The 25,946-nt window shown below is 43.8% G+C and carries 22 protein-coding genes and 1 pseudogene; 3 read left to right on the top strand and 20 right to left on the bottom strand.

Annotation, left to right across the window (positions count from 1 at the left end):
- The first annotated feature begins 112 nt into the window (after nucleotides 1–112).
- The 3 genes and pseudogenes from OF158_RS02970 to OF158_RS02960 all read left to right on the top strand — a co-directional run bounded on the left by OF158_RS02970 (nucleotide 113) and on the right by OF158_RS02960 (nucleotide 2,723).
- Nucleotides 113–630: pseudogene (locus tag OF158_RS02970) on the top strand (DUF1648 domain-containing protein).
- Between the two features lie 750 nt (nucleotides 631–1,380).
- Nucleotides 1,381–1,737 carry an MmcQ/YjbR family DNA-binding protein gene (locus tag OF158_RS02965; RefSeq protein ID WP_014096171.1) on the top strand — a complete coding sequence of 119 codons (357 nt, stop codon included), beginning with the start codon at nucleotides 1,381–1,383 and terminating at the stop codon, nucleotides 1,735–1,737.
- A 2-nt stretch (nucleotides 1,738–1,739) separates the two neighbouring features.
- On the top strand, nucleotides 1,740–2,723 hold the full coding sequence (locus OF158_RS02960) for an NAD(P)H-dependent flavin oxidoreductase (RefSeq protein WP_014096172.1): 984 nt from the start codon (nucleotides 1,740–1,742) through the stop codon (nucleotides 2,721–2,723).
- A 169-nt stretch (nucleotides 2,724–2,892) separates the two neighbouring features.
- On the opposite strand, the gene OF158_RS02955 is transcribed toward OF158_RS02960, so the two are convergent.
- The 20 genes from OF158_RS02955 to OF158_RS02860 all read right to left on the bottom strand — a co-directional run bounded on the left by OF158_RS02955 (nucleotide 2,893) and on the right by OF158_RS02860 (nucleotide 25,946).
- Entirely contained in the window at nucleotides 2,893–4,470 is a 1,578-nt protein-coding gene (locus OF158_RS02955; protein WP_014096173.1) for a hydantoinase/oxoprolinase N-terminal domain-containing protein, read from the bottom strand.
- On the bottom strand, nucleotides 4,470–5,564 hold the full coding sequence (locus OF158_RS02950) for an S-methyl thiohydantoin desulfurase family protein (RefSeq protein ID WP_014096174.1): 1,095 nt from the start codon (nucleotides 5,562–5,564) through the stop codon (nucleotides 4,470–4,472). The genes OF158_RS02955 and OF158_RS02950 overlap by 1 nt, the downstream gene beginning before the upstream one ends.
- Nucleotides 5,565–5,594: 30 nt before the next feature.
- On the bottom strand, nucleotides 5,595–6,911 hold the full coding sequence (locus OF158_RS02945; RefSeq protein ID WP_017550153.1) for a cytosine permease: 1,317 nt from the start codon (nucleotides 6,909–6,911) through the stop codon (nucleotides 5,595–5,597).
- Nucleotides 6,912–6,926: 15 nt separating this feature from the next.
- Nucleotides 6,927–8,480 (bottom strand): hydantoinase/oxoprolinase N-terminal domain-containing protein, encoded by a 1,554-nt coding sequence (locus OF158_RS02940; protein WP_017550154.1) that lies wholly within the window; start codon nucleotides 8,478–8,480, stop codon nucleotides 6,927–6,929.
- Nucleotides 8,464–9,573, bottom strand: coding sequence for a DUF917 domain-containing protein (locus tag OF158_RS02935; RefSeq protein WP_017550155.1), 1,110 nt, complete (start codon nucleotides 9,571–9,573; stop codon nucleotides 8,464–8,466). Before OF158_RS02935 ends, OF158_RS02940 begins: the two co-directional genes overlap by 17 nt.
- Before the next feature lie 223 nt (nucleotides 9,574–9,796).
- Nucleotides 9,797–11,371, bottom strand: coding sequence for a sigma-54 interaction domain-containing protein (locus OF158_RS02930; protein ID WP_225620952.1), 1,575 nt, complete (start codon nucleotides 11,369–11,371; stop codon nucleotides 9,797–9,799).
- 305 nt (nucleotides 11,372–11,676) lie between these two features.
- On the bottom strand, nucleotides 11,677–12,312 hold the full coding sequence (locus OF158_RS02925) for a class II aldolase/adducin family protein (RefSeq protein ID WP_035182508.1): 636 nt from the start codon (nucleotides 12,310–12,312) through the stop codon (nucleotides 11,677–11,679).
- Entirely contained in the window at nucleotides 12,302–13,267 is a 966-nt protein-coding gene (locus OF158_RS02920; RefSeq protein ID WP_035182509.1) for a 1-phosphofructokinase family hexose kinase, read from the bottom strand. The genes OF158_RS02925 and OF158_RS02920 overlap by 11 nt, the downstream gene beginning before the upstream one ends.
- A complete protein-coding gene (locus OF158_RS02915; RefSeq protein ID WP_035182510.1) occupies nucleotides 13,267–13,491 on the bottom strand; it encodes a hypothetical protein in 225 nt (74 codons plus the stop codon). The genes OF158_RS02920 and OF158_RS02915 overlap by 1 nt, the downstream gene beginning before the upstream one ends.
- Nucleotides 13,488–14,879 (bottom strand): PTS galactitol transporter subunit IIC, encoded by a 1,392-nt coding sequence (locus tag OF158_RS02910; protein WP_035182511.1) that lies wholly within the window; start codon nucleotides 14,877–14,879, stop codon nucleotides 13,488–13,490. The genes OF158_RS02915 and OF158_RS02910 overlap by 4 nt, the downstream gene beginning before the upstream one ends.
- A gap of 26 nt (nucleotides 14,880–14,905) precedes the next feature.
- A complete protein-coding gene (locus OF158_RS02905; RefSeq protein WP_035182513.1) occupies nucleotides 14,906–15,181 on the bottom strand; it encodes a PTS sugar transporter subunit IIB in 276 nt (91 codons plus the stop codon).
- Between the two features lie 6 nt (nucleotides 15,182–15,187).
- The gene (locus OF158_RS02900) at nucleotides 15,188–15,703 is read right to left on the bottom strand and encodes a PTS sugar transporter subunit IIA (RefSeq protein WP_052042111.1); all 516 of its coding nucleotides are present in this window, start codon (nucleotides 15,701–15,703) and stop codon (nucleotides 15,188–15,190) included.
- A 5-nt stretch (nucleotides 15,704–15,708) separates the two neighbouring features.
- Nucleotides 15,709–17,721, bottom strand: coding sequence for a BglG family transcription antiterminator (locus OF158_RS02895; protein WP_035182515.1), 2,013 nt, complete (start codon nucleotides 17,719–17,721; stop codon nucleotides 15,709–15,711).
- Nucleotides 17,722–17,924: 203 nt separating this feature from the next.
- Nucleotides 17,925–18,980, bottom strand: coding sequence for an SIS domain-containing protein (locus OF158_RS02890; RefSeq protein ID WP_035182517.1), 1,056 nt, complete (start codon nucleotides 18,978–18,980; stop codon nucleotides 17,925–17,927).
- 20 nt (nucleotides 18,981–19,000) lie between these two features.
- On the bottom strand, nucleotides 19,001–19,807 hold the full coding sequence (locus tag OF158_RS02885; protein WP_035182518.1) for a PTS system mannose/fructose/sorbose family transporter subunit IID: 807 nt from the start codon (nucleotides 19,805–19,807) through the stop codon (nucleotides 19,001–19,003).
- On the bottom strand, nucleotides 19,800–20,600 hold the full coding sequence (locus tag OF158_RS02880) for a PTS mannose/fructose/sorbose/N-acetylgalactosamine transporter subunit IIC (protein ID WP_035182520.1): 801 nt from the start codon (nucleotides 20,598–20,600) through the stop codon (nucleotides 19,800–19,802). Before OF158_RS02880 ends, OF158_RS02885 begins: the two co-directional genes overlap by 8 nt.
- A 21-nt stretch (nucleotides 20,601–20,621) precedes the next feature.
- A complete protein-coding gene (locus OF158_RS02875) occupies nucleotides 20,622–21,104 on the bottom strand; it encodes a PTS sugar transporter subunit IIB (protein ID WP_014096187.1) in 483 nt (160 codons plus the stop codon).
- On the bottom strand, nucleotides 21,082–21,522 hold the full coding sequence (locus OF158_RS02870) for a PTS sugar transporter subunit IIA (RefSeq protein ID WP_035182521.1): 441 nt from the start codon (nucleotides 21,520–21,522) through the stop codon (nucleotides 21,082–21,084). Before OF158_RS02870 ends, OF158_RS02875 begins: the two co-directional genes overlap by 23 nt.
- Nucleotides 21,523–21,653: 131 nt before the next feature.
- The gene (locus OF158_RS02865) at nucleotides 21,654–24,404 is read right to left on the bottom strand and encodes a sigma-54-dependent transcriptional regulator (protein WP_035182523.1); all 2,751 of its coding nucleotides are present in this window, start codon (nucleotides 24,402–24,404) and stop codon (nucleotides 21,654–21,656) included.
- A gap of 180 nt (nucleotides 24,405–24,584) precedes the next feature.
- On the bottom strand, nucleotides 24,585–25,946 hold the full coding sequence (locus OF158_RS02860; protein ID WP_035182525.1) for a purine-cytosine permease family protein: 1,362 nt from the start codon (nucleotides 25,944–25,946) through the stop codon (nucleotides 24,585–24,587).

Raw genomic sequence — 25,946 nt, 5'->3', positions numbered from 1 at the left:
ATGTAAGGGTTTCATGAAATGTAAAAAACCTTGCACTTGGGGGCTTTTTCATGTACAAAAAACTTTATGGCTGGACGGAAATGAATCAGAAACTGGATTGGAGGGAAATGGCATGCCAAACTCCCGGAAGCAGCCCAAATTGAAAATTTCCAAGACAAAAGGCGAATGGTTTTGGGACATAATTGGCTATTTATTTTTCTTTGGTTCGATTATTTTTCTGGTTAGCGTTTGGGGAAACTTCCAGAAAAAGTTCCCGGACATTATGATGCCTCCGGTAAAGTCGATCGTTGGGGATCAAAATGGGAACTTTTGATTTTACCCGGCGTGGGGGCAATCCTTGCGCTATTGATGCAGGTTTTGGAAAAATTCCCTCATATTTATAATTATCCTGATCGATTAAATGAATCAAATGCAAAACAATTTTATGTGCATAGCCGGAAACTGCTAAATCAATTGAAAAATATTTGTCTGATTTTCTTTGCTTTAATCTTATTGGAATCCATTGTGATTGCAATGGGATGGGGAAACGGGTTTGGTAAATGGTTTTTACCTATCGTAATCATTGGCATGGGAATTCCAATTGCATCAGGAATCGTGACGCAAAAAAATAAAATAACAACAATACGATAAAGGAAGGATGAACGCTGAAAAAGTTTCACCACTCAAACCAATATAAAGCAAAAAATACGAATAAACGGCGCTGTTCCTTAACATAGAACCCGTCTACGTTAAGAAAGCGAGAAAATTCGGCGTCCTTCCTTTACATAGAGCATGTCTACGTTAAGAAAGTGAGAAAATTCGGCGTCCCTCCCTTACTTAGACCGCATCTACGTTAAGAAAACAAGAAAATTCGATGACCTTTCTTAACATAGAGCACGCCTATGTTAAGAAAGTAGGAAAAATCGGCGTCCTTCCTTTACTTAGAGCATGTCTACGTTAAAAAAGAAAGAAAAATCAGCGTCCTTCCTTTACATAGACCATGTCTATGTTAAGAAAGCAGGAAAAATTGGTGACCTTTCTTAACATAGAGCACGCCTACGTTAAGAAAGTGAGAAAATTCGACGCCCTTCCTTTACATAGACCGCATCTACGTTAAGAAAGCAAGAAAATTCGATGACCTTTCTTAACATAGAGCACGCCTATGTTAAGAAAGCAGAAAAAATCGGCGTCCTTCCTTTACATAGGGCCGTCTACGTTAAGAAAGCGGGAAAAATCGACGCCCTTCCTTTACTTAGAGCACGCCTATGTTAAGAAGGCAGAAAAATTCGGTGACCTTCCTTTACATAGAGCACGCCTACGTTAAGAAAGCAGGAAAAAATGACGGTAATCCCTAACATTTTTATATAATATAAATAACAGCATGTTGAAGGAGCATCATAAATGAAAACAAGAGAGGACGCTATCCATTACTGTTTAAAACTGGAAAACACGTATGAAGATTACCCCTTTAAAGATAAGAATTGGACATTAATGCGCCACAAAAAAAATAAAAAAGTCTTTGCCTGGATTTTTGAAAGAAACGGCCATATTTGGATCAATGTGAAAGGTGAAAACGGCTGGCTGGACTTTTATCGCCGGAAATACCACGCTGTTGTTCCGGCATACCATCTGAACAAAGAACATTGGAATTCCGTTATTCTTGACGGCACCGTCCCGGAGGAAGAAATCTGTGATATGATAAGGCAAAGCTATCACTTAACGAAGAAAAAAGGAATTCAGTCAAATAGGGGCCGGTAAAAATGAGAACTCGCATTACGGAGATATTAAAAATAAAATACCCCATTATCCAAGGAGGCCTTGCTTATCTCGGATATGCGGAATTAGCTGCTGCTGTTTCCAATGCGGGCGGCCTGGGGCAAATCACTGCCGCGACGCTGCGAACACCTGAAAAACTTCGCAATGCAATTCACAAAGTACGAAAATTAACCGGGAAGCCCTTCGGTGTAAACTTTGCAATCGCAAGGTATAACGGCCGGTACGAGGAGTTGCTTGAAGTGGCCATTGAAGAAAAGGTTCCAGCCATTTCCATCAGTGGCGGTAACCCGCAACCGGTCTTCGAAAGGATAAAAGGAGAAAACATTCGTACACTTGTCCTTGTGGCTGGAACAAGACAAGCACAAAAAGCTGAACAATTGGGTGCAGACGCAGTGATCGCCGTCGGGCAGGAAGGCGGGGGCCATTTAGGCCGGGACGACATTGGCGGCATGTTGCTCATTCCCCGGGTTGCAGACGAAGTATCCATTCCTGTAATCGCCGGCGGGGGCATTGGCGACGGACGTGGATTATTGGCTGCCCTTTCTCTTGGCGCAGAAGGAATTCAAATGGGGACCCGTTTTATTGCCACCAAAGAATGTATTCATGCACACGAGAAATATAAGCAGGCCATCGTGCATGCAAAAGAAACGGATACAGTAGTGATTAAGAGAACATTAGGGGCACCGGGCCGGGTCTTGAAAAACCGCTTTGCCTTGAATATTATGGAACGTGAACAGGAAGGGGCATCCTACGAAGACCTGAAAGAGATGATTAGCGGTAGCGCAAATTGCAACTATATTTATGACGGGAATGAAGAAAAAGGTTATGCTTGGGCCGGACAGGTCGTCGGCCTTATTCATACGATTCCGACAGTGCAGGAATTGTTTGACGAGATGATGCATACTGCAGAAAAAGGGTTATCCCGATTAGATCATATTATGAAAGAACAAACCCATAGATCATCGTGAAGCAACGATTGACAAACCTGACGGGGCTCCCTGCCCAACACTCGTTTGGTTGGAGAAAAATTGACCCCCCTGCTAAAAATCTGCCAAAGATCCATCTTTGGCAGATTTCTCATTCCTATCCGGCACCAGTTAGAATTCACGTGCTTTCCCGGCTTCAACATCCAAGAATTTAAATCGAGGCAACTGGCATCCGCCCCAGCTCCCCGGCTGCCTTCACTCGGATTCTTGTCGCATTTCCCGGAAGATAGGCGAGCGGCACATCTTCTATATCCACGATGACAAGGCTGCCGGGATCTGCCCCTGCTTTGATCGCTTCTTGCTTCGCCTGGGATTTGGCAGATTCCAATGCCTGTTCCCTGCCTATTTCGTCAAGAACGTAAATTTTTTCAATTTGGCCGCTGACTTGTGCAATCGCAGAACCAATCGCATTGGCAACACCGGAATGTTCCGGGCGGATGACCCGTGATGCGCCCTTTAAAGAGTCCGGCAGCAATACACTCCCGCCGCCAACAAGGATGACCGGAACCGGTGCCGCACTTGTTTTCATCTTATCGATGGCTTCTTCGACCATTTCCACCATTCTGCCATACACCTGCTGCATCACTTTTTTGTCAAGATGCGCTACTTTTTCCGGGTCGCCCAGTTCCACTTTTCCAAGTGCTACTGCCACATCGGTGGTGGTGAGGGTGTCTCCCCCGAAAATCAAACCTTTTTCCGGAAGCCTGTAACCGACGCTGTCCGGCCCGATTGTGAACTCCCCGTTATCCCGGATTCGTACAATTGTCCCGCCGCCAAGACCGATTGAAATGAGATCCGGCATGCGGAAATTTGTCCGCGCTCCGCCGATTTCAACGGCAAGCGATGACTCCCGGGGGAAAGAGTTGACAAGTACGCCGGCATCCGAAGTCGTCCCCCCGACATCGACCACGATCGCATCAGACAATTGGCTTAAATAAGAAGCGCCGCGCAGTGAATTGGTCGGTCCGCAAGCAACCGTAAAAATCGGATATTTTACGGCATAATCAACCGACATCAGCGTGCCGTCGTTTTGCCCGAAAAAGACGCGTGCTTTGATACCTTCATTTTCGAGTGCCTGAATAAATCCTTCTGCGGCTGTTTTGGCAACATTGACAACCGCTGCATTCAAAATGGTTGCATTTTCCCGTTCAAGCAGGCCGACGGAACCAATTTCGGACGATAACGAAATCGCAACCTCATCTCCTAATACTTCCCTAAAAATTTCGCTTGCCCTGTGCTCATGGTCCTGGGAAACAGGTGAAAAGACGGAAGTGATCGCAATAGAATCTACTTTTCCTTTCACTTCCCTGGCAATTTGAAAAAGATAATGGGTATCGAGCGCTGTAATTTCCCGGCCGTCAAACTCATGGCCGCCGCGAACGAGATAAACGTGTTTCCCTAACGCTTCCCTTAAATCTTCCGGAACGCCGATCAACGGTTTCACAGCCAATGTGGCCGGCGCGCCGATCCTCACAACCGCAATATGATTTAATCTCTTTCTTTCTACAATGGCATTTGTACAATGTGTCGTGCCAAGCATGGCATAGTGTATTTGATCGCGCGGGACATTGGCATCGCTGATGATCTTATGCATCGCATGGTATATGCCTGTTGCCACGTCTTCCGTTGTCGGCGATTTGGTTTCCGCAATCACAGTATTCTTTTCATCCAGTAAAACGGCATCTGTATGTGTGCCGCCAACGTCGATTCCAACACGGTAAACTCCCATTATGAACGCACTCCTTCTTTTGCAAGTTCTTCCACCGGAACATAGTCCACATCATATCCGAAATATTTCGGGCCGACCGTTGCCAGTCCTTTTTCTGTTCTCCATTTTGGATGGCACGGAATTCCAATGACAACACACCGGGCGCCGTAACGAATTCCCTCTGTTGTGATCGGGAGCCCCGTTTCCGCATCCAAAACAGCGATTAAATCCGGGGTCATGCACAATAAACGTTCTTCCGTCCGGGCCAAAAGATGCTCGTTTTGAAACCGAAGCGTAAGCGTCTCTCCTTTATTTTCATGCATGCCTTCAAACGTTGCTGTCCCTCTTGCAAATCCGGATTCCGTTTTACGGTTAATATCTTTCACTTTGCCGGAAAACAGCGGAAACCCTTTGACGCTTTTGACAACTTCCCGAATTGGATTTGCGTTGTTTTCCTTTGCTTTCCGGATCGTTTTGCCAATGGTTTCTTCGAGTTTTAAAATATTGCGGACGCCGCTTTCTTTTAAATTTCTCCCTTTCATCGCGTACATGGCAGTCATCGCAGATCCTCCCATTTGGACCGTTGCTGCCCGGGCAATCCTTTCTGTCCAAACATTATCGATGGTAGAAAGGACAACGGTATTTCCTTTTTCATCCGCTAAAACGGCCGGCGTTGCAGCTATCCCGTCCAGATAAAATGTCACCATTTGCAGTTCCGGAAAAGCCCGCCCCATTCCATCCGCATCGACAACAGGCAACCCCAGTTTCGCAGCTAACGCAAAGGGCAGCATGGAGTTGACCCCGCCGGCCTCAATGGGAAAAGTAGCATAAATTTTATCGCCAAGATACGTTTCCAATTTTTGAAAAGCAACGAACGCTTCCTCACCGCTAGGCGCTTTTTCCAGCATGACAGTCGGTGCGCCCATCATGGAGGAAGGAACCACCAGGGCATCATCCGGCACTTCTTCCGCATCCAATAAAGTGACCTCGCCGTATTCTTCAATTGCCTGGATTGCCATCAGCTTCCCGATGTACGGGTCACCGCCGCCCCCTGTGCCCAGCAAGGCGGCTCCAACTGCGATATCTTCTATTTCCTGTATTCCGATTTTTCTCATTACTTTTTAGGCCTCCAATATTCAGGTTCTTTAAGATGCAATTTTTTCTTCAGCGGGGTTTTTCCTGACGGCCTGGACAATCAGCATGCCTGCCAGATATACCGCTGCACTCGCCGCCAATGAATTGATGGACGGGATCCCCATTTTCACAAAGTATCCGACTGCAAAACCCGCAGCCCAGGAAATCATCGTAACCCAGTTTACATTTTCTTCTGTCTCCGGCAAGGTTCCTTTCATCCGGCTGGCATCCAATTCCTTCTTGTGCGTTCTCAGTACAAAGTAATCCACGACAATGATGCCAGCAATCGGCGGCACCAGAACCCCGAGAAAAACAAGAAAATCCGTAAAGCGGCCGAGGATGCCCATCACAGACAATAACGTCCCGATGATGCCGATGACGAGCGTCACGAGGCCGCGATTCAATTTGACGTTCAATATGCTGTCAAAGATATTCGTAAAGCCGAGTGATGAGGAATACAAGTTCAAGTTATTGATTTTAACGGTGGAAAAAACAACAACCAATGCGCCCAGCCACCCGGAAGTTTGCATCATGATGCTCGCCACGTCACTTGTTTTGGCAGCAAGCGCCATGAGTACGGCAATCATATTGATCCCAAGCTCACCGACAATGGTGCCGATCATCGTCATCCAGAAAACATCTTTCCCGTTTTTGGCAAATCTGCTGAAATCCGGCGTAATCACGGCTCCGATAATAAACCCGCCCGCCACCATTGTTGCGGCAACACCCATTGTCAGCGGTTTTCCGGCAGGTGCGCTTGCCACTAACTCCGTAATAGAGGATTTGTTGAGCACATCATAAATGCCAACTGCCACTGCCAATAGAAAAGCAGGAACAGCGATGGATGCTGTTACACTTAAAATTTTAAAACCAAAGATGACAAGAACCGTTACACCCAAGCCTGTAATCGCGGCCGCAACCGGCAGGCTGATTGCCCCGTTCGTGGATTGTACGATCCCCTGGGCAAAGACAGCGTTTTGTACGCCAAACCAGCCGATGCAAGAAATGGCAATTACAGCGCCAATGATGCTTGACCCGTACCTGCCAAAGCCCGTCCACCGAGATAGCAGGCTGGTTGACATCCCTTCTTTTGCACCCGCATAGCCAAGCAGAAAACTAATGACTTCAAGGATGACACTGCCGAACATCGTTGCCCAAAAAGCCTGCCAAAAGTTCATCCCGTATCCTAATGAAGCCCCCAGAATAAATTGTGAAATCGTCGCTAATGAGCCGACCCGGACAATGGTGATATTCCACAACGATTGGCGGCCGGACGACGGTACCCGGGACAGAGCATAATCATCACCAAGACTTGATTTTTTTTGCATTTTGCAGCCTCCGTTTTATAAAATTTGCTCGCCAACAGCTTTTATTTTGATCCGGAGAATTTCCCCTTTCATGTACTCAAAAGGATACTCTTCTATATAAGCAAGTTTGACGGTATCAGGATCTGCGCCCTTTTTGATGGCTTCTAATTTGCAGGCAGAAGCTGCTTCGGCCACCACTTCTTCTTTTGAGCGGTCATTTAACCAGTACACTTTATCTGACACTTCGCTGATGGTCGCATCACAAGCCCCGATTGCCCCGCTATACGGATAGCCGGCCGGATTCAGCACTTTTTGGTACTTTCCGAATAGATTCGGGTTAAAAAGCGGGCTGCCTCCGCCGACCAGTACAATGGGGAGGTTTTTTTCTTCATTTTGCAGCCGGTCCAGGATTTCTTTTATTTTTTGCACCACATACTGGACAACCATCGCACAATCATTCGTTGGTACATATTTTAATTTTTCTGTTTGGAGTTCGGGGTCATAAAAAGCATCAGGAAAGAGCTTAAGAAAGCAATCACTGACTGTCAGTGCATCTCCTCCCCAGGCAACGCCGTATTGCTTAATATCATTCGAAAGCAGTGGCAACAGCTCCACTTCCCCCTTCCGGATAACAGGCCTGTTCCCTGTGCCAAAAGGCAGGGAAATGATTTCCGGCATCTCAAGCCCTGCTTCCAAGCCGGGGAAATCGGAGGAGCCCATGACTTCAGGCAAATCCCCGCCGGCAACACGCGCAGCATACACTTTGCTTCCGCCGATATCCACCGCAATCACATCTTGAAGCCCGGAAAGTTTCGCTGCCCCTTTCAAACTGTTGGCCGCTCCGGAAGCAAGCGTTAGAACTGGGAATTTCATCGCTTGTTCAACAGACATTAACGATCCGTTATTTTCCGTCAGCCAAAAAGGGCATTCCAGCAAGAGAGAGGAGAAGCCTTCCGCTAAATTGGCAAGCATTTTTTTGATCACTCTCGACAATAAGCTGTTGAGCAAAGCGGCATTTTCCCGTTCCATAAACCCAAGGGTGCCAAATGAGTGGGAAACCGTAACAGGCATTTCCGGGAATCTTTTCCGAATTTCATTTTTTACCGCAACTTCCTCATTTTCATACAAAGGGGAGTAGCTGCCCACGATGCAGACGGCATCAATTTTTCCATCAGCAATGGATTGGTAAAGCGGTTCGAGCGGTTTGAAATCCGCGATCCGGCCGCCGCTCTTGTTGTAGCCATGATCACTTTCCATAAAATACGGCTCTGTGATCAAACGCCGAAGTGTTGCCGGCCATTTAAGCGCCGGGGTGATATTGACAGGCCTTCTCGCAATGCGGATTAGAGCTGTTTTTGCTAAAACCTTCTCATCGTATACGGCATTCATTAGTTCTGTTGTTCCGATATAAATCCCTTTTACTTCCTCTGCCCTGATCTCTGATTTTTGCAGCAGGGCCTTCATTGATCGATATACGCCTGTATAGACATCAGGGGTGGTCAAAGAACTGGAAACCATTTTGAGCTTCCCATCACCGGAAACCAAAACGGCATGCGTGTTGGTCCCGCCAATATCAATGCCAATTTTCACCTTGCTGCCTCCTCCCGGCCGTTTCCTTCTGAAGAAACTGATTTGGAATCCGGAACATTTCAGGACCCGTTTGTGCAAGCATTTTTTTCGTCTGATACAGTCCCGGAGCCTTTACCGTTAAAACCATGGCCATCATCCCTTCACGGAGTTCCGATACAGCTACAGGCAGCCCGGTTTCATAATGAACGAAAATGATTAAATCAGGGGTTGTACAATGGCACGCATCCGGAATTTGAAAAGAAAGAAATTCATTTTGAAAATACAGTTTTGCGCGTTGCTTATGGTATTCCATCTGCCCGGCCAGTTCCAACGCGCCCACCAGCATTTTCTCTTCAAACCAGCGATTGATGGCCCGGATTTTCCCGGCAAACGCAATCTCCATCTCCCCGTATACAGATTGAAAAAAGGCATGGCGCAACTGCTGCACTTTCACCCAGATAGAGGCGTTTTGGGCAAGTATTTTTCCAATTTCCAGTGCCAGCTTCAATGTTCCCGGTACCATGGCCGCCCTCATACGGGACCCGGCAGCCCCGAAGCAGGCAAAATGGCAATACCCATCCTGCTGAAACATAAATTCTTTCAAAGTGCGCGAGACATGCTTTGCTTCATTTATTACGAGCGTTTCGTCTTTTGAACAGGCGGCGAGCGGAACGGCCGGGATTCCAGCATGATAGAAATGCACCATCTCCAGTTCGGGGAAGGATCTGCCCATCCCATCGCCATCAATGACCGGAAGATGGCATTTGAACGCAGCCAGTAAAGGGGTTAATGCATTGATCCCCCCAATCTCCATTGAAATCACAGCGTCTGCTTTTCTGCCTGACACAGATTCATATTCTTTCAAAGCTTTTACAATTTCTTCCCCTGCAGGCAGATCTTCTTTCATTAACACCGTGGACCCTGCGGCTGCGACCGGCACGACCCACTCGTCTGCCATTTCAACTGCGGTTTTTACTTCTATCACGTCATCTTCTTCCATAGCAGACAAAAGCAAATACGCTGCTATTTTCGTATCCCCGCCGCCTCCGCTGGATAAAAATTTTGCGCCGGCGCTTATGTAAGCAATGTCTTCCTTGTGAATGAACCAGCTCACGACCTCACCCCTCACCAAATACAATGCAAATATCGTGCCAAAAATATAAACGGACAGAATCGTTCATTTCGCAATGTATTCGGACATTTTCAAAGTTTAAAAATCATTTTTCTCATTTTACAGTTTGAGAAAAGCACGTCCAGTTTTGCCGTTTTTCCTCGTAAAATGTTGAGTTTTCTCGTTTTTTCTCATCTTTTCGCATGGTTTCTCATAATTCTCATTTTTATCCCTGTATCTTCTTTAAATACCGGTACAAGGTAGCCAAACTGATGCCCAAATCCGCTGCTGTTTTTTTCTTTCCCTCTGTACTCCAGCCGTTTCGCTCCAACAATTCCAGCACTTTCCTTTTCTCCAGTCTGGTTTGATAATGATTTGTCCGTTTCGGTTTTACAGATGGAGGAAATGATTTTGCCCCTCTTTGTAAAGAGGATGGGAGGCTTTCCAATGTTACCGTGTCCCCAATCTGCAATTCCACAAAATGGCGGACCACATTTTGCAACTCCCGGATATTTCCCGGCCAATCATATTGCATAAGCCTGTCGAGTGTTTCTGCCGCTAAATTTTTCGAATCTCTGTTCAAATCTTTTGAAAACTTTTGAATAAAATGCTCAATCAGGATAGGCAGGTCTTCTTTTCTTGCCCTGAGTGGCGGAATATAAATGGGAATCACGCTGATCCGGTAATACAAATCTTCCCGAAATTCTCCCTTTCTGATCAATTCCTCCAAATTCCGGTGTGTTGCTGTGATAATGCGGACATCGATCTTCCTGCTTTTGTTTGATCCAATCCTTTCCAAAGTTTTTTCCTGTAACACCCGGAGTATTTTTGCCTGCAGATACAAGGACATATCCCCGATCTCGTCTAAAAACAGCGTGCCGTGATTGGCCAGTTCAAAGCGCCCCGGTTTTTCTTTTTCCGCTCCCGTAAAGGCCCCTTTTTCATAGCCAAACAGTTCGCTTTCCAGCAAGTTTTCAGGTATCGCCGCGCAGTTTAAGGCAACAAAAGGCTGATTTTTCCGCTCACTTTCATGATGGATGGCCTGGGCAAACATTTCCTTTCCCGTCCCGCTCTCGCCGCGCAGCATGATGGTTACATCGCTTTTCGACACCCTTTTTGCCGACTGGATCGTCTGTTTTAAAATCTCACTTACACCGAGAATATCCTCAAAATGGTAAAGGCGCCGGCCGGCCTGCTCCGGTTTTTCTGTCTTCTTTGATTTCAAAAGGATCATATACGAGACAATCCCCTGTTTGTTTTTTACCGGTTGAATGGTGGCAAAATAGGCTTCCCCCTTAATTCTCGGCACTTGCACCACCGTCTCATCCTTTTCTTTCCCACTTTTGATGCTTTCCCATTTTTCCTTTGTGATATATTGCGTAATCTTTTCACCCATTAAGGTGGTCCTTCTTTTGCGAAAAAGCGAAGCCATATGTTCATTCATTTCTTGGATCAATCCGTCTTGATCCACTAGACAAAAAGGCTCGGTGATCGATTGAATCAGTTTCCGGGTTTCGAGATGGATCTCCCCGAACCTTTTTTGCCATGATTCCCTTTCTAATTTCTCAGCCACCCACTGGCATGCCAGTTCTGACAATAACTTCAAGTATTGAATGTCCCGGGCGAACCTTTCTTTCTCGCCCTGTTTCGGCCGCAACAATAAGACGGAGACCACTTTCATCTCCCGAACAATTGGAAAATAGTAAACGGCTCCCGCCTCTTCCCGTCCGGCATCCATACTTACGCCCGATTTGAAAATTTCTTTTATATACGCTTGATCCAAACCCTCACACTGTAACAACGCATCCTTTTCCTTTATCTCCACAAAACCAGGAGTAGCGAAAAAAAAGGCTTCATTTAATGACTGTTCAAATTCTGTGTATGGCATCTGCAACTCCCTCCAAAAACTACTTTCCCGTAATCATAGCACGATAATTAAATGTTTCACAAATCCGTGTTACCAAAATAACCAATTAGATTGATGTTCCGCTCCTCCCCTTTATGTGTTACGATACTCATATAAAAAGCTCTCCCTATGGATCGCCTGCCAGCTGCCATAGGGAGAGCTGCTTTTCGATTTTTGTTTTGTTTGGGCACGGCCAAGCCTTAATGAGCGGAGACCCCGTTAGGGATTGCGGCAATGCCCAATTTTTCAAAAACAAGGGCTTTGCTTGCAACATATGCATTATACTCAATTCTTTCAAGCATATCATAGGCTTTGTGCAGGGTTTCATCTGTGATCAGGATACCGTGCTTATTGAGCAGCATGGCTGCCGGTGTTACTTTTTCCCCTAACGAGATCATGTGCTTCCGGACAATTTCTGCCAGTTCTACTGTTGTTGCCGGGCGGTATTCCAGTGTTGGAATTTTTCCGAGCTTTTGTGTAGCCTCGGTTAAATTCGGCATATCCATTCCCAAAGTCGCAAAAACGAAAGATTCCTTTGGATGGGCATGCAGCACACAGCCGATTGATTCATTCTCATGATAACAAGCCATATGCATATTGATTTCCCTTGTAATTCGGCCGTCTCCCTCTACAATATTCTCATTCATATCAACGACTAGAATTTGATAAGGTTCCAAATTGCACAGCTTCTCCTGCGACATTAATGTCGGCGTCATAATAATATGGTTACCGTTCATCCGGACGCTGACGTTCCCACCTGCAGCATTTGTGTTAAATCTGTCAAACATTGTTTTCACAACTGTACAAAGATCTCTTCTTTCCGCTTCATATAGCATTGCAATTCCTCCCTGTTTTTTCAATATATTCAAACTTCACACTCTGCTCGATTTCCCCGGCTTCTTTCATATCAAATCCGGAACTCGTTGCCTGCATTGCCTTTGAAGCACTGATAGCTGTAGCAAACTTCAACATTTTCCTTACATCATGCTTGCAAGACATGCCATAGACCAATCCGCCAACAAATGCATCCCCACATCCCGTATCATTTACGGTATGAACATCCGGCGGAGTGACTTTATATACAAGATTGTTGTAAAATAGCAAAGATCCATCTTTCCCAAACGAAACAATAAAGTAAGGAATCTTCGATAGTTCTGACTTTTGATAAGCGGCAATACAATCTTCAATGCTATTGATTTCCAATTGCATCAGCTCAGCAAATTCAAATTGATTGGGTTTGACCAGGTCCGGTTCTGCCTGGATGGCAGCTTTCAAATAGGGCCCCGAAGCGTCGACCACCAATTGGACACCTGTCTCCTTTATTTTCCTTAAGACCCATTCATACTCTTCCGGTCTCGTTGTTTTTGGCGGATTACCTGCCACTGCCACGATGTCGCCGGGGTTGCATCTTTTGATAAAATTTTTTGCAAAGCCTTCAAGATCTTCCTTCTTTAAAACGGGGCCGGCATGAGTAATCATATAGCTGCCCTTCTGTGAGTCATCGGTTATCACAAAATTTTCACGGACGGTTTGCCCGGGGACCACGTAAAAAGCTGACTCAACCTGTTTCTCCCGTAATAAAGCAATCAATTCATCTTTCCGATTTTCACCGACCATCCCGGCTGCAATATTTGGCTGGCCCAGGGCGGATAAAACAACCGATATATGTGTCCCCTTCCCTCCTATATCGAAGGCTGTGTTAGAGACCGTGTTATTTCTCCCCCTTGTTAGTTCGCCATCAATATGGATGACTCTGTCAATGGCAGGGTTCAGCGTAATGGTATAAATCATCATTTCGCCTCCTTCTTCTTAAGATAGCGTTGCCTGATTTCGTCTGCTTTTGCGTCAAAATCAGCGAAAAGCAAATCGTACGCACAATAGCGGACCAAAATGCCAATCGTAAGTGCCATAATCCACATCATCAAATTTCCGCTTAAAAAGCCTAAAATGAGAAGGATGCCGGCAAGAATCAGCATGCTTCTCCAAAACCATTTTTCTAACTGGTGATGGCTCATAAAGACTGCTCCTTTTTAAAAACATCTGCCACATGTTCCTTATGGTTTTGCCCGAAATAAGCGGCATTATCTTTCTTCCTGCCGTAGTAAAACAGTGCAAAGAGTGCGAGCCATAAAACCGAAAGCAGCATGCCCCACCATTTCCCTGCCATTGCCTCTGCGAAAGCAAATTTAAACTCCCCGTTTTCAATTGTGCTCCATGTCAGCATCGTCCCCTCTGCAACCTTCACTGCTCCCGTTTCTTGAGCAAGCCTTGTAATATAAGGGGAGAAGAATGTTGCAATATAAAGAAATACAGGGGTTGTCACAATCCCGTATATAATCATTCGGAGCAGATTTCCCCTTGTGAGCAGCACAACTGCCACTGCGATCGATAAGTTGATGATGCCGCCGAATGGCAGAACTTTATTCCCTGGCAAAATAACAGCGAAAAGCAGTTCAAACGGAATTAAGATAATGGCAGATACCCAGATTTCATTTCGTCCAGCCAGTATCGGCCAATCAAGCCCGATAAAGATTTCCCGGTCGCCAAAATGCTTCCTCATAAACTCGGAAATAGCTTCAGATATCGGAGACAACGCTTGCATAAATAATTTTGAAACCATCGGAAAAAGTGTTAGCGCAGTAGCAGCCTGAATAGCGAGAATCAAGGATTTGGAAATGCCGTAGCCCGCAACTAAACCAAGTAAGAAGCCGATAACGGCACCCATGACATGATTTTCTGCAAAAACACCGAGTTTTTCTTTCAATGCTTCTGCGTCCATTTTCTTGTTCATAAATGGGATTTTATCCAACAGCTTATCGATTGGGTAAAGCAGACTGGCAATTAAGGTCATGTGATGCGGAACGGTTACGCCGGGTATTCCGGTTAAATCTTCAATTTCCCTCCCCCAAATATCGCCGATTTTCAATTCTACGATGACTTGAATCGCAACGACCACAAAGGCTAAATAAATACTCCCGGAGATATAGGAAATCATGACAGCTACAAAACATTTTCCCCACACATTCCACATATCCACGTTTAGCGTTTTGGTCCATTTAAACAGCAACATTACAATATTGATCGCAATCTGGAGCGGGAAAACCAAAAAGGCGAGCGGCCAAGCCCAGGTTATCGATGCGGCGGTTGTCCAGCCGCCATCAATTGCAGTCAGGGAAATGCCCGTATTTTTTGCAAAAGACTGTGCCGCCGGGCTAATGGCATCTAACATATAACCTACAACCAGGTTCATACCGGCAAATGCCACACCGAAAATAATGGCTGCGCCAATTGCCTCTCTGAGTTTCATCCGTGCACAAATTCCAATAATCAACATTATGATTGGAACGAATACTGAAGCGCCCATATTTAATACATACTGAACAACATGCTGTAACACTTCCACGGCGATCCACTCCTTTTATTTGTGGTTTATTTCAAGGCTTCTACCAGCTTCTCCACTTCTTTGTCCATGCCCATTCCGGTAAGAAACGCAATGCCATTTAGCGTGGGAACGCCATAATCTGTTTTCGGCTTTGTAATCGCAATATAGACGTCACAATTTTTCACATGGCGGTCCAGCGATTTGATATCAACTGCTTCCACCTCGGCGCTGATCTTCTTTTCCTGCAGGATTCTTTTCACCTTTGAAGCCACTGTCTGGCTGGTTGCCACACCTGAACCACAAGCGACAATAACTCTTTTCATTTTTCATCAACCTCCAAATTGTTTTTTTAAGTAATCCGCCATTGCATGTGTGTCTTGAATGGACAGGATCGTCCGGACAAAATCCCCGTCATTGAAACATTTCATAATATCCGACAGTAAGCCGACTTGTTTTTCCGGATTTTTAATTCCCAGCATAAAAATGACTTTGGCCTGAACCGGAATATCAGTCGTTCCCATATGCATAAAAGGGATATGATTTTTTAGCCTTGTGACAAAAACAAACGGTTTTTCCACATGAAAAGCGTCCGTATGCGGAATTGCAAATTGAATATACTCGTTCGCCAAGCCTGTCGGATATAAGGCTTCCCTTTCCATGACAGCCTTGCAAAAGGAAGGCTTTACATATTCCCTTTGTTTAAGAATCGCGCTGGATGCACAGAAAAATTCCGCTTGAGTTTTGTAATCCGCATCTAAAACGATAAACGCCTCCTGAAACATTTCAGCAAAATGATGGTAGATCTCCTCCACAAAAAACTGGGGAACACTGTTGCCGTTATTCAACCGCCTCACCTCCTTTCAAAGATTTTGAGCAGTTGTTTAGGAGACGCTGCCGACTTGATTTGCCTAAGCGCCTTTGAATCAAGAAAAATATCATTTAATTTGGATAAAGTTAAAACATGAGAGTTATCTGCTGAAGGTGCTAATGCAACCATTAATGAAACCGGCCTATGATTTGGAAACATCACAGCTTTCTTAAAAAGGACGATCTGAATATCCGGATAGTTGACCCCTTCATCAGGTCTCGCATGTGGCAGGTAAACATCGGGACCAATCAGCATCGTTTGATAATGTTTATAAAACGCGCTTTTAACAGCTTTAAGATAGCACGGTTCTATTGCGTTTCTTTCCAGTAATGGTGCAAATATAGTATCCACCACCTCTTCCCATGAAATTTCATATGATAAAATGGAGATATTTTGTTCCGTTAATTTCAGACCCGAGGCATCACTTTCTTCACCAGTTTCATTTTTTCTGTCACCTTCAAAAAAGGTCTTGACCGTTTCTTCTACAAGATTCATTTTATCTGTAGGAATAAAGTCTTTAATCGCATAAACGATCCCTTTTGCCTTTTTCTTGGTGTCGAGATCAAGCAGCTTTTGAACAAGTTTTTTCAATTGCTGCCGGCTTTCCTGTTCCAGGAATGGCGGCACAACGATAGTCGTCGCCTTGCTTTTATATGGAATCGTTGTAAAAATAAAATCCACTTCAATCGGACGGCTTTCAAACTGCCGGAAAGAATAAGCCCCGATAAATTCGAAATCCGGAAACATCTCTTTTAAATTTTCAAGGAGCAATTTGGAAATCGAAGTACCGTTATGGCAGAGAACCACTGCTTTGAAAATGGATTTTGCATTTTCCTTTGTTTGATACATCCATCCTAAAACAATCATGGACAGATACACCCGCTCTTCGGGAGATAAGGCATGGCCAATTAAGTTTTCAAAAGGGGCAGCTGACTCGGAAACAACTTGATAAATAAAGCCATGATCTTTGATAAATTTTGTTTTAAGCGGGTTGTTAATTTGGAATCCAAGCAAATTACGAAAGATGGCAGGCTGAATATGCAGCAAAATCTTTTCCTTTAGATCTGATTCTTTAATAAACCCAATCGCAAGTTTTGATTTTAAGCGATCAACAAATCTATCAACGGCCAAAGAGATTTCATCACTGTCAGATAATCGAAACGCTGATTCAATCATATTAGAAGATAAAATTTGCAAGGTAAGATAGATCAAATCCGGTTCTTTGAGAAATGGATAGTCCTGAAAGGCATCTCTGATGACCGGGTACTCTTTTGTATTCCGAATATCATACCGGTGCATTTGAAAAGACCATTCAATTGGATGATTCTTTGCTCTCGCCAGTATCGCACACAAAATATACGGCAATTCATTTACTTGCTCATCGGTTAATTGAATTTCGATATTATGCTCAATTTCCTCCAGCTTTTCTCTCATCAAGTGAATATCTGTTTCAGAAAGCAGATGAAACGTTATCATTTTCGTTTTCCCGTATACAGTTTTGATCAGGTCTCTTGTGATTTGAATCAGTTTATTACGGATAATCATTTCCGGCCCCTTAAACTGATATCCGCCTTTCCGCGAATAACTCAATTGAATAGGATCATGCCGAAATAATTCCTTTATCTTTTTAATATCTGTAAAAGCTGTGTTCCTGCTTACGAAAAACTGTTCTGATAATTGTTGCAACGAGGAAGGGTCCTGATGGGTGAGCAGCCTATACATGATCAAGTTTCTTCTCAGTTCCACTTCATATTCCTGCAAAAAACTTTTTTCCTGCAATGTCAGCATATCAAAACTTTCCTCTATGCCGGCACCGGAAACAAGAATCTTGTTATCCTGTATTTGGATTGATCCTCCCGGAAGCACTGAATTAATCCGCTCGATCATTTTCCGTATTTCCTCTTCTTTCTTAGAAAGAAGCTGCCCGACTGTTTCGAGTGAAATTTCCTGGTGCGCCAGTATAAAATTCAGCACTTCTTTATCCATCAATTTCATTCCCATGCCTCCTTCCACTTTCATTATACGTTCGGCCCCCGACCAACTTCATCACAACCTTATAAAGCGCTTACATTTTGGCTGTGATGAAGGTCCGAAACCATTAACCCTTGTGAAAAAAGCATGATGATCCTGCAGAACTTGAAAACAAAAAAATAGCGGCGTTTGCCGCTATTTTTTCTTAAAAGGACAACTTGAACAAATCACCGGTCCAGTTTCTTGCTCCCCAGTTTTCTATGGAAATCCTTGTCCTTTGGCGTACTTGGGTCGATCCCTTTTAACTGCGGGACATACGCACAGACCAGTTGAACCGGGATGATGTACTCATAAGTTTTATAAAATGGGTGATTCAAAAAGTCTGCTTTTAAATCTTTTGGCGTTTCCCGCCCATTTTTGCCAATCACATAAATATGGTCTGTCCAATCAGATAATACATTGATCAAGGTCTCAACACGGCCTTCTTCTCCTGTATCGAGAATGATGATGGTAGAGTCCTCGTTAACAGCATTGTAAATACCATGGACGAACTCTTCAAATTCATAGCCGGTTACAGGAATACGCATGGTTTCCAGCAGTTTTAATGCACTTTCCAACGTATCGCCGTATATTTCCTTTGTCCCGACCACGCGGATATCTTTTGCTGCAGCCAAGTTCTCGCGGTTTTGAGACACCCATTGCAATGATTGTTCATAAATGGCAAGGAAATGGTCGGCATATGCCTCTAATTGGGTGATTTCAGCTGCATAGTCCTCCGCTGATATTCTTCCGTATGATTTCGCCAACTGTAATGCAAATAACGTAAGATTCAATTTTGTACAGTAGAATCCCTTTGTTTTTGCGCCTGCCGTTTCTTCCCCGCAACGGACGGTTAAAATATAGTCCGAAATTTCGTCAATGAGGGCTCCCTCTGTGCCTGCCATTGAAGCAATGCTGCATCCTGCTTCCTTACCGGTTTTCATGGCATGGTATGTTGAATAACTGCTTCCTCCCTGTGAAATACCGATCAACAATGTTTTGGAAGCATCATCAAGAAATGTTTCCTTGTCAATTTGGAATGGGTAAAACACATCAACATAAATGCCCAAAAAATGCTGCATCAATTTTTTCGTCTGAGCAGCAGAATGGTAACTTGTCCCTGATCCTGTCACTACAATCCGGCTAAATTTTTCTTTTCGGACTTCCGCAAATAATTCGTCTGCCCCTTGAATAATTTCCTTCATTTTTACAGGTGTTTCTTTCATGTAATCTTCAATGTTCATGTTTTATCTTCCTTTCATATTTATAATATTTTAACCCAGTGAAGCAGGATGCCTGCTATCAGGATGCCGACTGTCAGCCATGTAATGCTCACTTTCTTTTTCATCAAATAATAAATTATAAATGTTACAAGAAGCGGCAACATATTGGGCAGGATTTTGTCCAATATATCCTGGATGACAACCTTTGCCCCATTTATATCGAATTTCAGGGGAGTCGTAACATTTAACATCGTTGCAACCATTCCGCCGACGACAACAAGACCGATCGTGGTGGTAATGGACATGATGCGGTCCATCAGCCCCTGCTTCTGGATTCTTTCCAGAGAATTTACGCCAACCTGGTATCCGAATTGCAGGCCGAAAATTTTTACTAAAAAGTTTGGAATGTTGTACAAAAGGAAAAACAAAATCGGCCCGAGAATATTTCCCTGTTGCGCAAAAGAGATGCCAATTCCGGCCGCGATGACCCTGAATGTGCCCCAAAACAGGGAATCACCTATACCAGCTAAAGGGCCCATTAACGATGCCTTGACCGCATTAATGGAAGTTTCGTCAAAATTCGGGTCATTGGCATTCTGCTCTTCCATCGCTGCGGAGATGCCCATGATTGCCGGAGCCACAGCAGGGGTTGTATTAAACATTTCCAAGTGCCGCTTTAATGCTGATACCTGTTCATCATGATTCCGGTATAATTTCCGGATGACCGGGATCATGGCGTACGTATAACCTAAGTTCTGCATTCTTTCATAGTTAAAGGCCCCTTGCAAGGCAAACGATCTCCAAAAAACTTGACGGAGTTCTTTTTTGGTTATTTTGGCTTCACTCAAAGTCAATCTCTCCTTCCGTTAAGTTATCGAAGTCATTTGGGCCGGCCTGGGTGTTGCTGCTTTTTTCATCACGGTTCATCACAACATAGATAATAATGGCGAGACAAGTGCCAAATAGAGCAATCGCCGTAATATCCAATTTTAAATAAGAAGCCGCGAGAAAACCGAGGAAGAAAAAGACCACCATTTTTTTTGAGAACAACATATCCAATAACAATGCAAACCCGATTGCAGGCAGCAAATTCCCTGCAATGGTTAAACCATCCAAAATGGTTTTCGGCACCGCATTGATTAAGGCTGTTACCTCCTTTGCCCCCATCAGAATCGCCAGGAAGGTTGGAAGAAAAACACTTAAGAAAAACAGAATTGGCGGGACCCACATCATCAAAGTGACGCCGCGAAAGTTGGCATCTTCGGCATACTTATCGGCCTTGTGAAGGAAGTAACCGTTAATAATCCTTACCAGCACGCCAAGCGATTGTGCCAGTACTGCAATTGGAACCGCAAGTGCCAGTGCAACAGCTACGCCATGTCCCGACAAAATGGCAAATGCTGTGCCAAGCACACCGCCTGTGACGACATCCGGTGGCGTTGAGGCGCCGATGCCAGCAATTCCCATCCAAATCAACTCTAATTGCGCACCAATCATAATGCCGCTCTTTACATCGCCCAATACTAGGCCAACCAATAATCCTGTCACAAGCGGGCGTTCCAGCATCATGACTCCGAAAATACGCCCATCCAAGATTCCGATGCCGGCAACAATCCCCAACATTAATGCATCGATCAGCATCCAACTCAACCCCCAATCACATTAGTTTTTGAGCAAGTCACTCAATGTTTTCTTCTTGTCGCGTGGCAATAACCGGAATTCCAGTTCCACTCCGAGTTCCTGCATTTTCTTAAAGTTTTCCAAGTCCTGTTGATCTACTGCCACTAAATCTGTTAACTTAAGTTTTCCTTCTGAATAGCGCATTCCGCCGACATTGACCGAATGAATCGCCCCGCCGGAACCTTGGGCCAATGAAAGTGCATCTGCGGAGTTTTTGACCAAAACAAGTACTTTGCTTTTTTTTGCCTCGGCAAATTTCCGGACAATTTCGCCGGATTCCTCCACTCCGCGAATATACAGTTTGACTTGGTTCGGCTTTGCCAGATTCAGCGCCATCGCTTTCATTTGATCATTTTTGGCTTCATCATTTACAACCAGGATGACATTCACGCCTAATGATGATGTCCACCCATAAGCAACCTGGCCGTGAAGCAAACGGTCGTCAATTCTCACTAAAGAGATCATCGTTGGCACTTCCTTTCTGTGATGCTAACAACTGATTCAAATGCACGATTCCATCTTTTCCTGCCTGTAAGCCTTGAGAAATCAGATCTTCTGTACTGGTATCTTCACCAGCCAGCAGTACCGTCAAAGTCATGGGCAGGTTCACACCCGTCAGCAACTCAAAATTTTGCAGTTCCATCAGCAATTCCGTGCAGATGTTACAGACACTTCCACCAAACATATCCGTCAATACAATAAAGTGATCCTCCTCCTTTTTGTTTTTTAATATCTTTCTTAATTCATCTTTCGCCGAATCGCCGGATTTATTTTTGGTCATTTGAAAATATGAAACATTTGAAGTATCTCCGACTATCAACGAAACAGCATCTATAAAAGATTTAGATAGATCTCCGTGTGTAGCAAATAAAAAACGTCTCATAAAACCGCTCCCCATTTCAAAAGTTTTTCAATGATTTTTCTAATCTTTAAAAATGCAAAAAGCATGCCAACTTAGTGACATGCTTTTTGCATTTCTTTTCCAAATGCCCATAAACCCTTAAAACAAAAGGTCTATCCATTCATAATATTGAATATATAACCGATTTCAGGAATGTTTAATTGCACACAATAATCATCCTCGAGCACACTAAGCGCACTTTTAATCGCATGAATCTCGTGTGTGTGCGCCTGTTCAAATAAGTCCTGGTCAGGATATTCCGTAATTGGACTCAAGCGGATTAATCTTTCAACCATGCAACTGATATGAACATAGAGTGCAATTTTTTTATCATTGGAAAAATTTCTGTTCATCTGTTTTTCAAGCTGAATGATACTCTTTTCCACATTCTTAATTAATTTTTCGGTATCCAGTATGGTTAAGGATTCAATCACCTTGTCCAGAGAAAAGTTCAGGATAATATTGTCATTTACCCGGCGGATGATATCAGGCTCTGCGATTTTACCAAATATACGAAAAACATCATTTTCCCCTTTGCCCGAAATAATATCTTCCAATGAAATAAAATTCACCCCATTAATCCCGGGATTCGCTGTCCCCACAATTGCCAACACATCGTATAGTTGAAAAGGGGCTTCATTCATCCCATTCTTTTTAAGTCTGTCAAAGTCGTGGGCAACAATGTGCACTTCCAAAAAGTCCTTAATACTCTTCTCTAATAGTTTCTGAATTTGCATGGCAGTTCCAATTCCTGTAAAACATGAAGTAACAATGGCATATGCTTTTTTCTTTTTCGGATGGAGCAGGTTCACCTTCGGCCTTTCTAAAGTTTGCATATGCTCCGCAATTTCATGAATGGTATTCCCTTTCATCAGGCAATGTCCCACTTCCAGCACTGGCATGGTCGTCACCTGGTCAATAAACAATAGCGGTCCATCTATATATTCCTGGATTTGATTTTGAATTTGATTCAACGATCCCATGTCGACAAAAATAATCAGGCCGTTGTTCGTCTCATTGATTTCGAGATAATGGCGCAATTTTTCAATAATATCATCTGTCGTTGCTTCGATCTCCATATCAAGTGAATCAAAAACATTCACACCCAATATTCTGTTGCACACATTTGCGATACTGCTGGCTGTTGCATAACCGTGTGCAATGATCATCGCTTTTATCCTGCTTTCATCATGGGAGATTTTCGTTGTTGAAAGAAACAATGTCATCATAATAATGTCTTCATTGCCTAATTGAAACTCTATTCTGTTTTCAATAAACGTTTTGACCATTAAAGCAATCTGGTATTCTTTCTTGTAACGCTGCTTCACATCGTCCAGTAATTGTTCAGAAAGCACTTCATCCTGATGGTTTAAGGAGAGAAGCCCGGTTTTAAAAAACAAATAGGATGACAAAGCATACACATTGTTGCCTTCGTACTTAATATGGTGATTCGTTTCCAAGTACCTGAAAAATTCCTGCATGGCTTGCAATGTGAATCCCATCATGATATTGATATTGTCATCCGGCCTGTTAAATATCAATTGATCCAGCAATACGGTGATGTCCTCACACATTTTTTGATTGGCAACCTGCTCCTCAATATTTTCGTCTTTCACCTTTTGGTAATATTTCAAGCAATTTTTGAACGTATGTCTGATTTTATCAATCGCCAGCTCGTTCATTCCCCCGATGGATTGTTTATGCCCCGAAAAAAATATCACATTTCCTTCATTGGCTGTAAAATGGTTAAATAATTGCGGTGCATTTTTCAGCATTTCTTTTGGAAGATCCTGCAGCGTGACCTTTATCTTGTCAGATCCTTTTGCTGCTTTGGCATAAGCACTACCACAGGTGTACTTAATCATATTTTTGCATTCACCAATATTTCCCTCATAATGATATTTATGAAGTGCATCCAATGTCTGGTGGCTGACTTCAATCGGCAACTGAAAAAGCTGGCTCTCCTCCATAAAGAAATGTTCAATCAGCTGGCTTTTTTCAAAAGGCCCCCTTTCATCCAGGCTGGGCACACTGACCTTTATCGGAATTCTGCGCAAAAACGTTTCAAGAAAACTGTTTGTTTTTTCAGTTGTCGCGAAAACGAGCCTTACTTTGGCTTTCCGTGCAATTTCCGTGTCCCCGAGCCGGTAAAAAGTCCCCTGATCCATAAAGGTAAAAAGTTTTTCCTGTCCTTCTCTATTCAACCGATGCGCCTCATCCAAAAATAGTATGCCTTCATCCGCCAGCTCCAATAAACCGGCCTTATCTTTATCCGCCCCTGTGTAGGCACCTTTTACATGGCCAAATAAATAACTGGTCAACAATTCCGGATTATTGGCATATTGTGCACAATTAAAAACATAAAAAGGGGCGTCCTGTTTGATCCGCTTTTTTGCTTTCGTATACTCGTACATTAACCGGGCCAAATAAGTTTTCCCTATACCGGTCGGGCCAAGCAACATGATCGGCAACCCGTTATCAGGATAAAAAATAGCCGTTTTCATTTGTTCCAATACTTCTTTTAGGCTTTTATCGTAACCAATTAATTTTCGGAAAATCATCTCAGCAGAATCTTCCAGTATATATTCGCTTAATGCTTGAAAACTTTTGAACACGCTTCCTTTTAATTTTCCAAAATTTTTCTCAAAGGTACGTTTGTGGAGAAAATAAACCGGCCGGGTATTTATTTTAATCAATTCGCCTTCTTTAACTCCCTGATTTAAAATGCGGCTGATGGTCGTGCGCTTGGAAGAGAAAAATGCCGCGATTTCATTCGTTTCAAACGGGCTTAAATCCAAATCATCATGAAATGAAAAGTTTTCGGTTGCCTTTCTTAAATAATCGGTTACCTTTTCTTTCTTCATCAGGCACCCTCCTTACTTCACCCAAAAAGACAGATCATTTTTAAAATCATTTTTCTTTAAAAATATCGTAACATAATTTCCCCGCTTTTTATACTGTGTACATTGCGGTTGAAGTTGTTTTTCAAAGAAAAAAGGCACAATCTCTTCTAAAATAAAGCGAGATTTGTACGTCTTTAAAATTTATAAAGTCGGAATATCACTTTGCGGTTCAGGCATCTCAGGATTTTGACTGAATATTGGCGATGTAAAATGGTCCGGTTTCACCGCCGCCTTTATTTTCATCGCAATCACATAAACGGCCCCGGATGCGATTAAGGATTGCACAGCCGGTAACCCGAATGGGTAAACATATTGCGTTAAATATCCAATCAATGCACCAATCACTAAAGCAATGGTTGCCATCCAGTTCCATCCTTTATTATCTTTCCATTGCTGTTTTCTTATAATGAAAAAGTCAGACATCATGACCCCGCCAATCGCAGGATAGACCAGAGCCGTCATATACAGGAAATCTGTAAAATAATCCAGTATCCCTGCCAATGCAACGATGATCGCAATGATCGTTCCAATAAAAGTCAAAATGGCCCTGCCTTTTCCGGAATTAATATTTAACATATTCGCCAGCGCTAATCCCATACTGTAGTTATTTACAAGTTGGCTGGTCCATGTTGCCAGCCAAAGAATCAAAAAGCCCCAAAAAGGAAATCCCAACTTCATCATGACATTTACAATGTCGGCATCTCCAACGCCTACCGACATAATGGAACCTACAAAAAACAGAGGAAATCCGACTGCAACGATGCCCAATGGGATAAGAAAATTATCCTTCCAACTCGGTTTTGCATATCTTGTGTAATCTGAAGCAATGACCCATTGAGAAACATTGACACCCATTACAAGACTGACAGCTGCGAGAAAACCAATACTTGAATTTGCCGGACTCCAGTTGATCATTTCATGCCAGCCGGTATTTCTCAATGCATAGAAGATACAGCCGACAACCAGCAATAGGCCGGCAGGTACGGCAATATAATCTGTCCACTTCATGGATGAGTAGCCAATAATTGAGGGGATGGCAAAAATGAATCCCGCAATGACTGTAATCACTGCCCACATTCCCCAATCTTTTTCGTAATTTACATGAACCATCGCAGAAATGGCATTTCCTGCTACGGCAGTCTGTAGTGCCCACCATCCTAACGAGACAACAAAAATGGTTAAACCAACGATAAAACGGGCCTGGGCTGCACCAAAGCTGGATCGCGCAATGACAGAAGATGCCCTGCCTGTTTTTGCCCCTATATACCCTTGTATCGTGTTGCCAATCCACTGAAACAGGACAAGGGCAACAACCAAAACCCAAAATATTTTTCCTAAACTATAAGAAGAGGTCAATTGGGCGCCAATCATCAAAACCGGGATGGTAAACTCCAACCCTCCAAAAATCATGGCTGGTGTAAGCCAATTTTGCCTTTGAGACAAGGGAACCGAGATCAATGCCTCATCAGTCGCAACAGATTCTTTGCTTTTTGTATCCTCCAA

It is taken from the genome of Weizmannia sp. WK01 (assembly GCF_025905465.1).
Lineage (GTDB): Bacteria > Bacillota > Bacilli > Bacillales > Bacillaceae_C > Weizmannia > Weizmannia faecalis.
This window is presented reverse-complemented; position numbering and strand designations above follow the sequence as displayed.

Coding starts and splice junctions, on each gene's coding strand:
- OF158_RS02965 (WP_014096171.1), top strand. CDS start 1,381: ATGAAAACAAGAGAGGACGCTATCCATTACTGTTTAAAACTGGAAAAC.
- OF158_RS02960 (WP_014096172.1), top strand. CDS start 1,740: ATGAGAACTCGCATTACGGAGATATTAAAAATAAAATACCCCATTATC.
- OF158_RS02955 (WP_014096173.1), bottom strand. CDS start 4,470: ATGGGAGTTTACCGTGTTGGAATCGACGTTGGCGGCACACATACAGAT.
- OF158_RS02950 (WP_014096174.1), bottom strand. CDS start 5,564: ATGAGAAAAATCGGAATACAGGAAATAGAAGATATCGCAGTTGGAGCC.
- OF158_RS02945 (WP_017550153.1), bottom strand. CDS start 6,911: ATGCAAAAAAAATCAAGTCTTGGTGATGATTATGCTCTGTCCCGGGTA.
- OF158_RS02925 (WP_035182508.1), bottom strand. CDS start 12,312: ATGCTATATGAAGCGGAAAGAAGAGATCTTTGTACAGTTGTGAAAACA.
- OF158_RS02920 (WP_035182509.1), bottom strand. CDS start 13,267: ATGATTTATACCATTACGCTGAACCCTGCCATTGACAGAGTCATCCAT.
- OF158_RS02915 (WP_035182510.1), bottom strand. CDS start 13,491: ATGAGCCATCACCAGTTAGAAAAATGGTTTTGGAGAAGCATGCTGATT.
- OF158_RS02905 (WP_035182513.1), bottom strand. CDS start 15,181: ATGAAAAGAGTTATTGTCGCTTGTGGTTCAGGTGTGGCAACCAGCCAG.
- OF158_RS02895 (WP_035182515.1), bottom strand. CDS start 17,721: ATGAAATTGATGGATAAAGAAGTGCTGAATTTTATACTGGCGCACCAG.
- OF158_RS02890 (WP_035182517.1), bottom strand. CDS start 18,980: ATGAACATTGAAGATTACATGAAAGAAACACCTGTAAAAATGAAGGAA.
- OF158_RS02880 (WP_035182520.1), bottom strand. CDS start 20,600: ATGCTGATCGATGCATTAATGTTGGGGATTGTTGCCGGCATCGGAATC.
- OF158_RS02875 (WP_014096187.1), bottom strand. CDS start 21,104: ATGATCTCTTTAGTGAGAATTGACGACCGTTTGCTTCACGGCCAGGTT.
- OF158_RS02870 (WP_035182521.1), bottom strand. CDS start 21,522: ATGAGACGTTTTTTATTTGCTACACACGGAGATCTATCTAAATCTTTT.
- OF158_RS02865 (WP_035182523.1), bottom strand. CDS start 24,404: ATGAAGAAAGAAAAGGTAACCGATTATTTAAGAAAGGCAACCGAAAAC.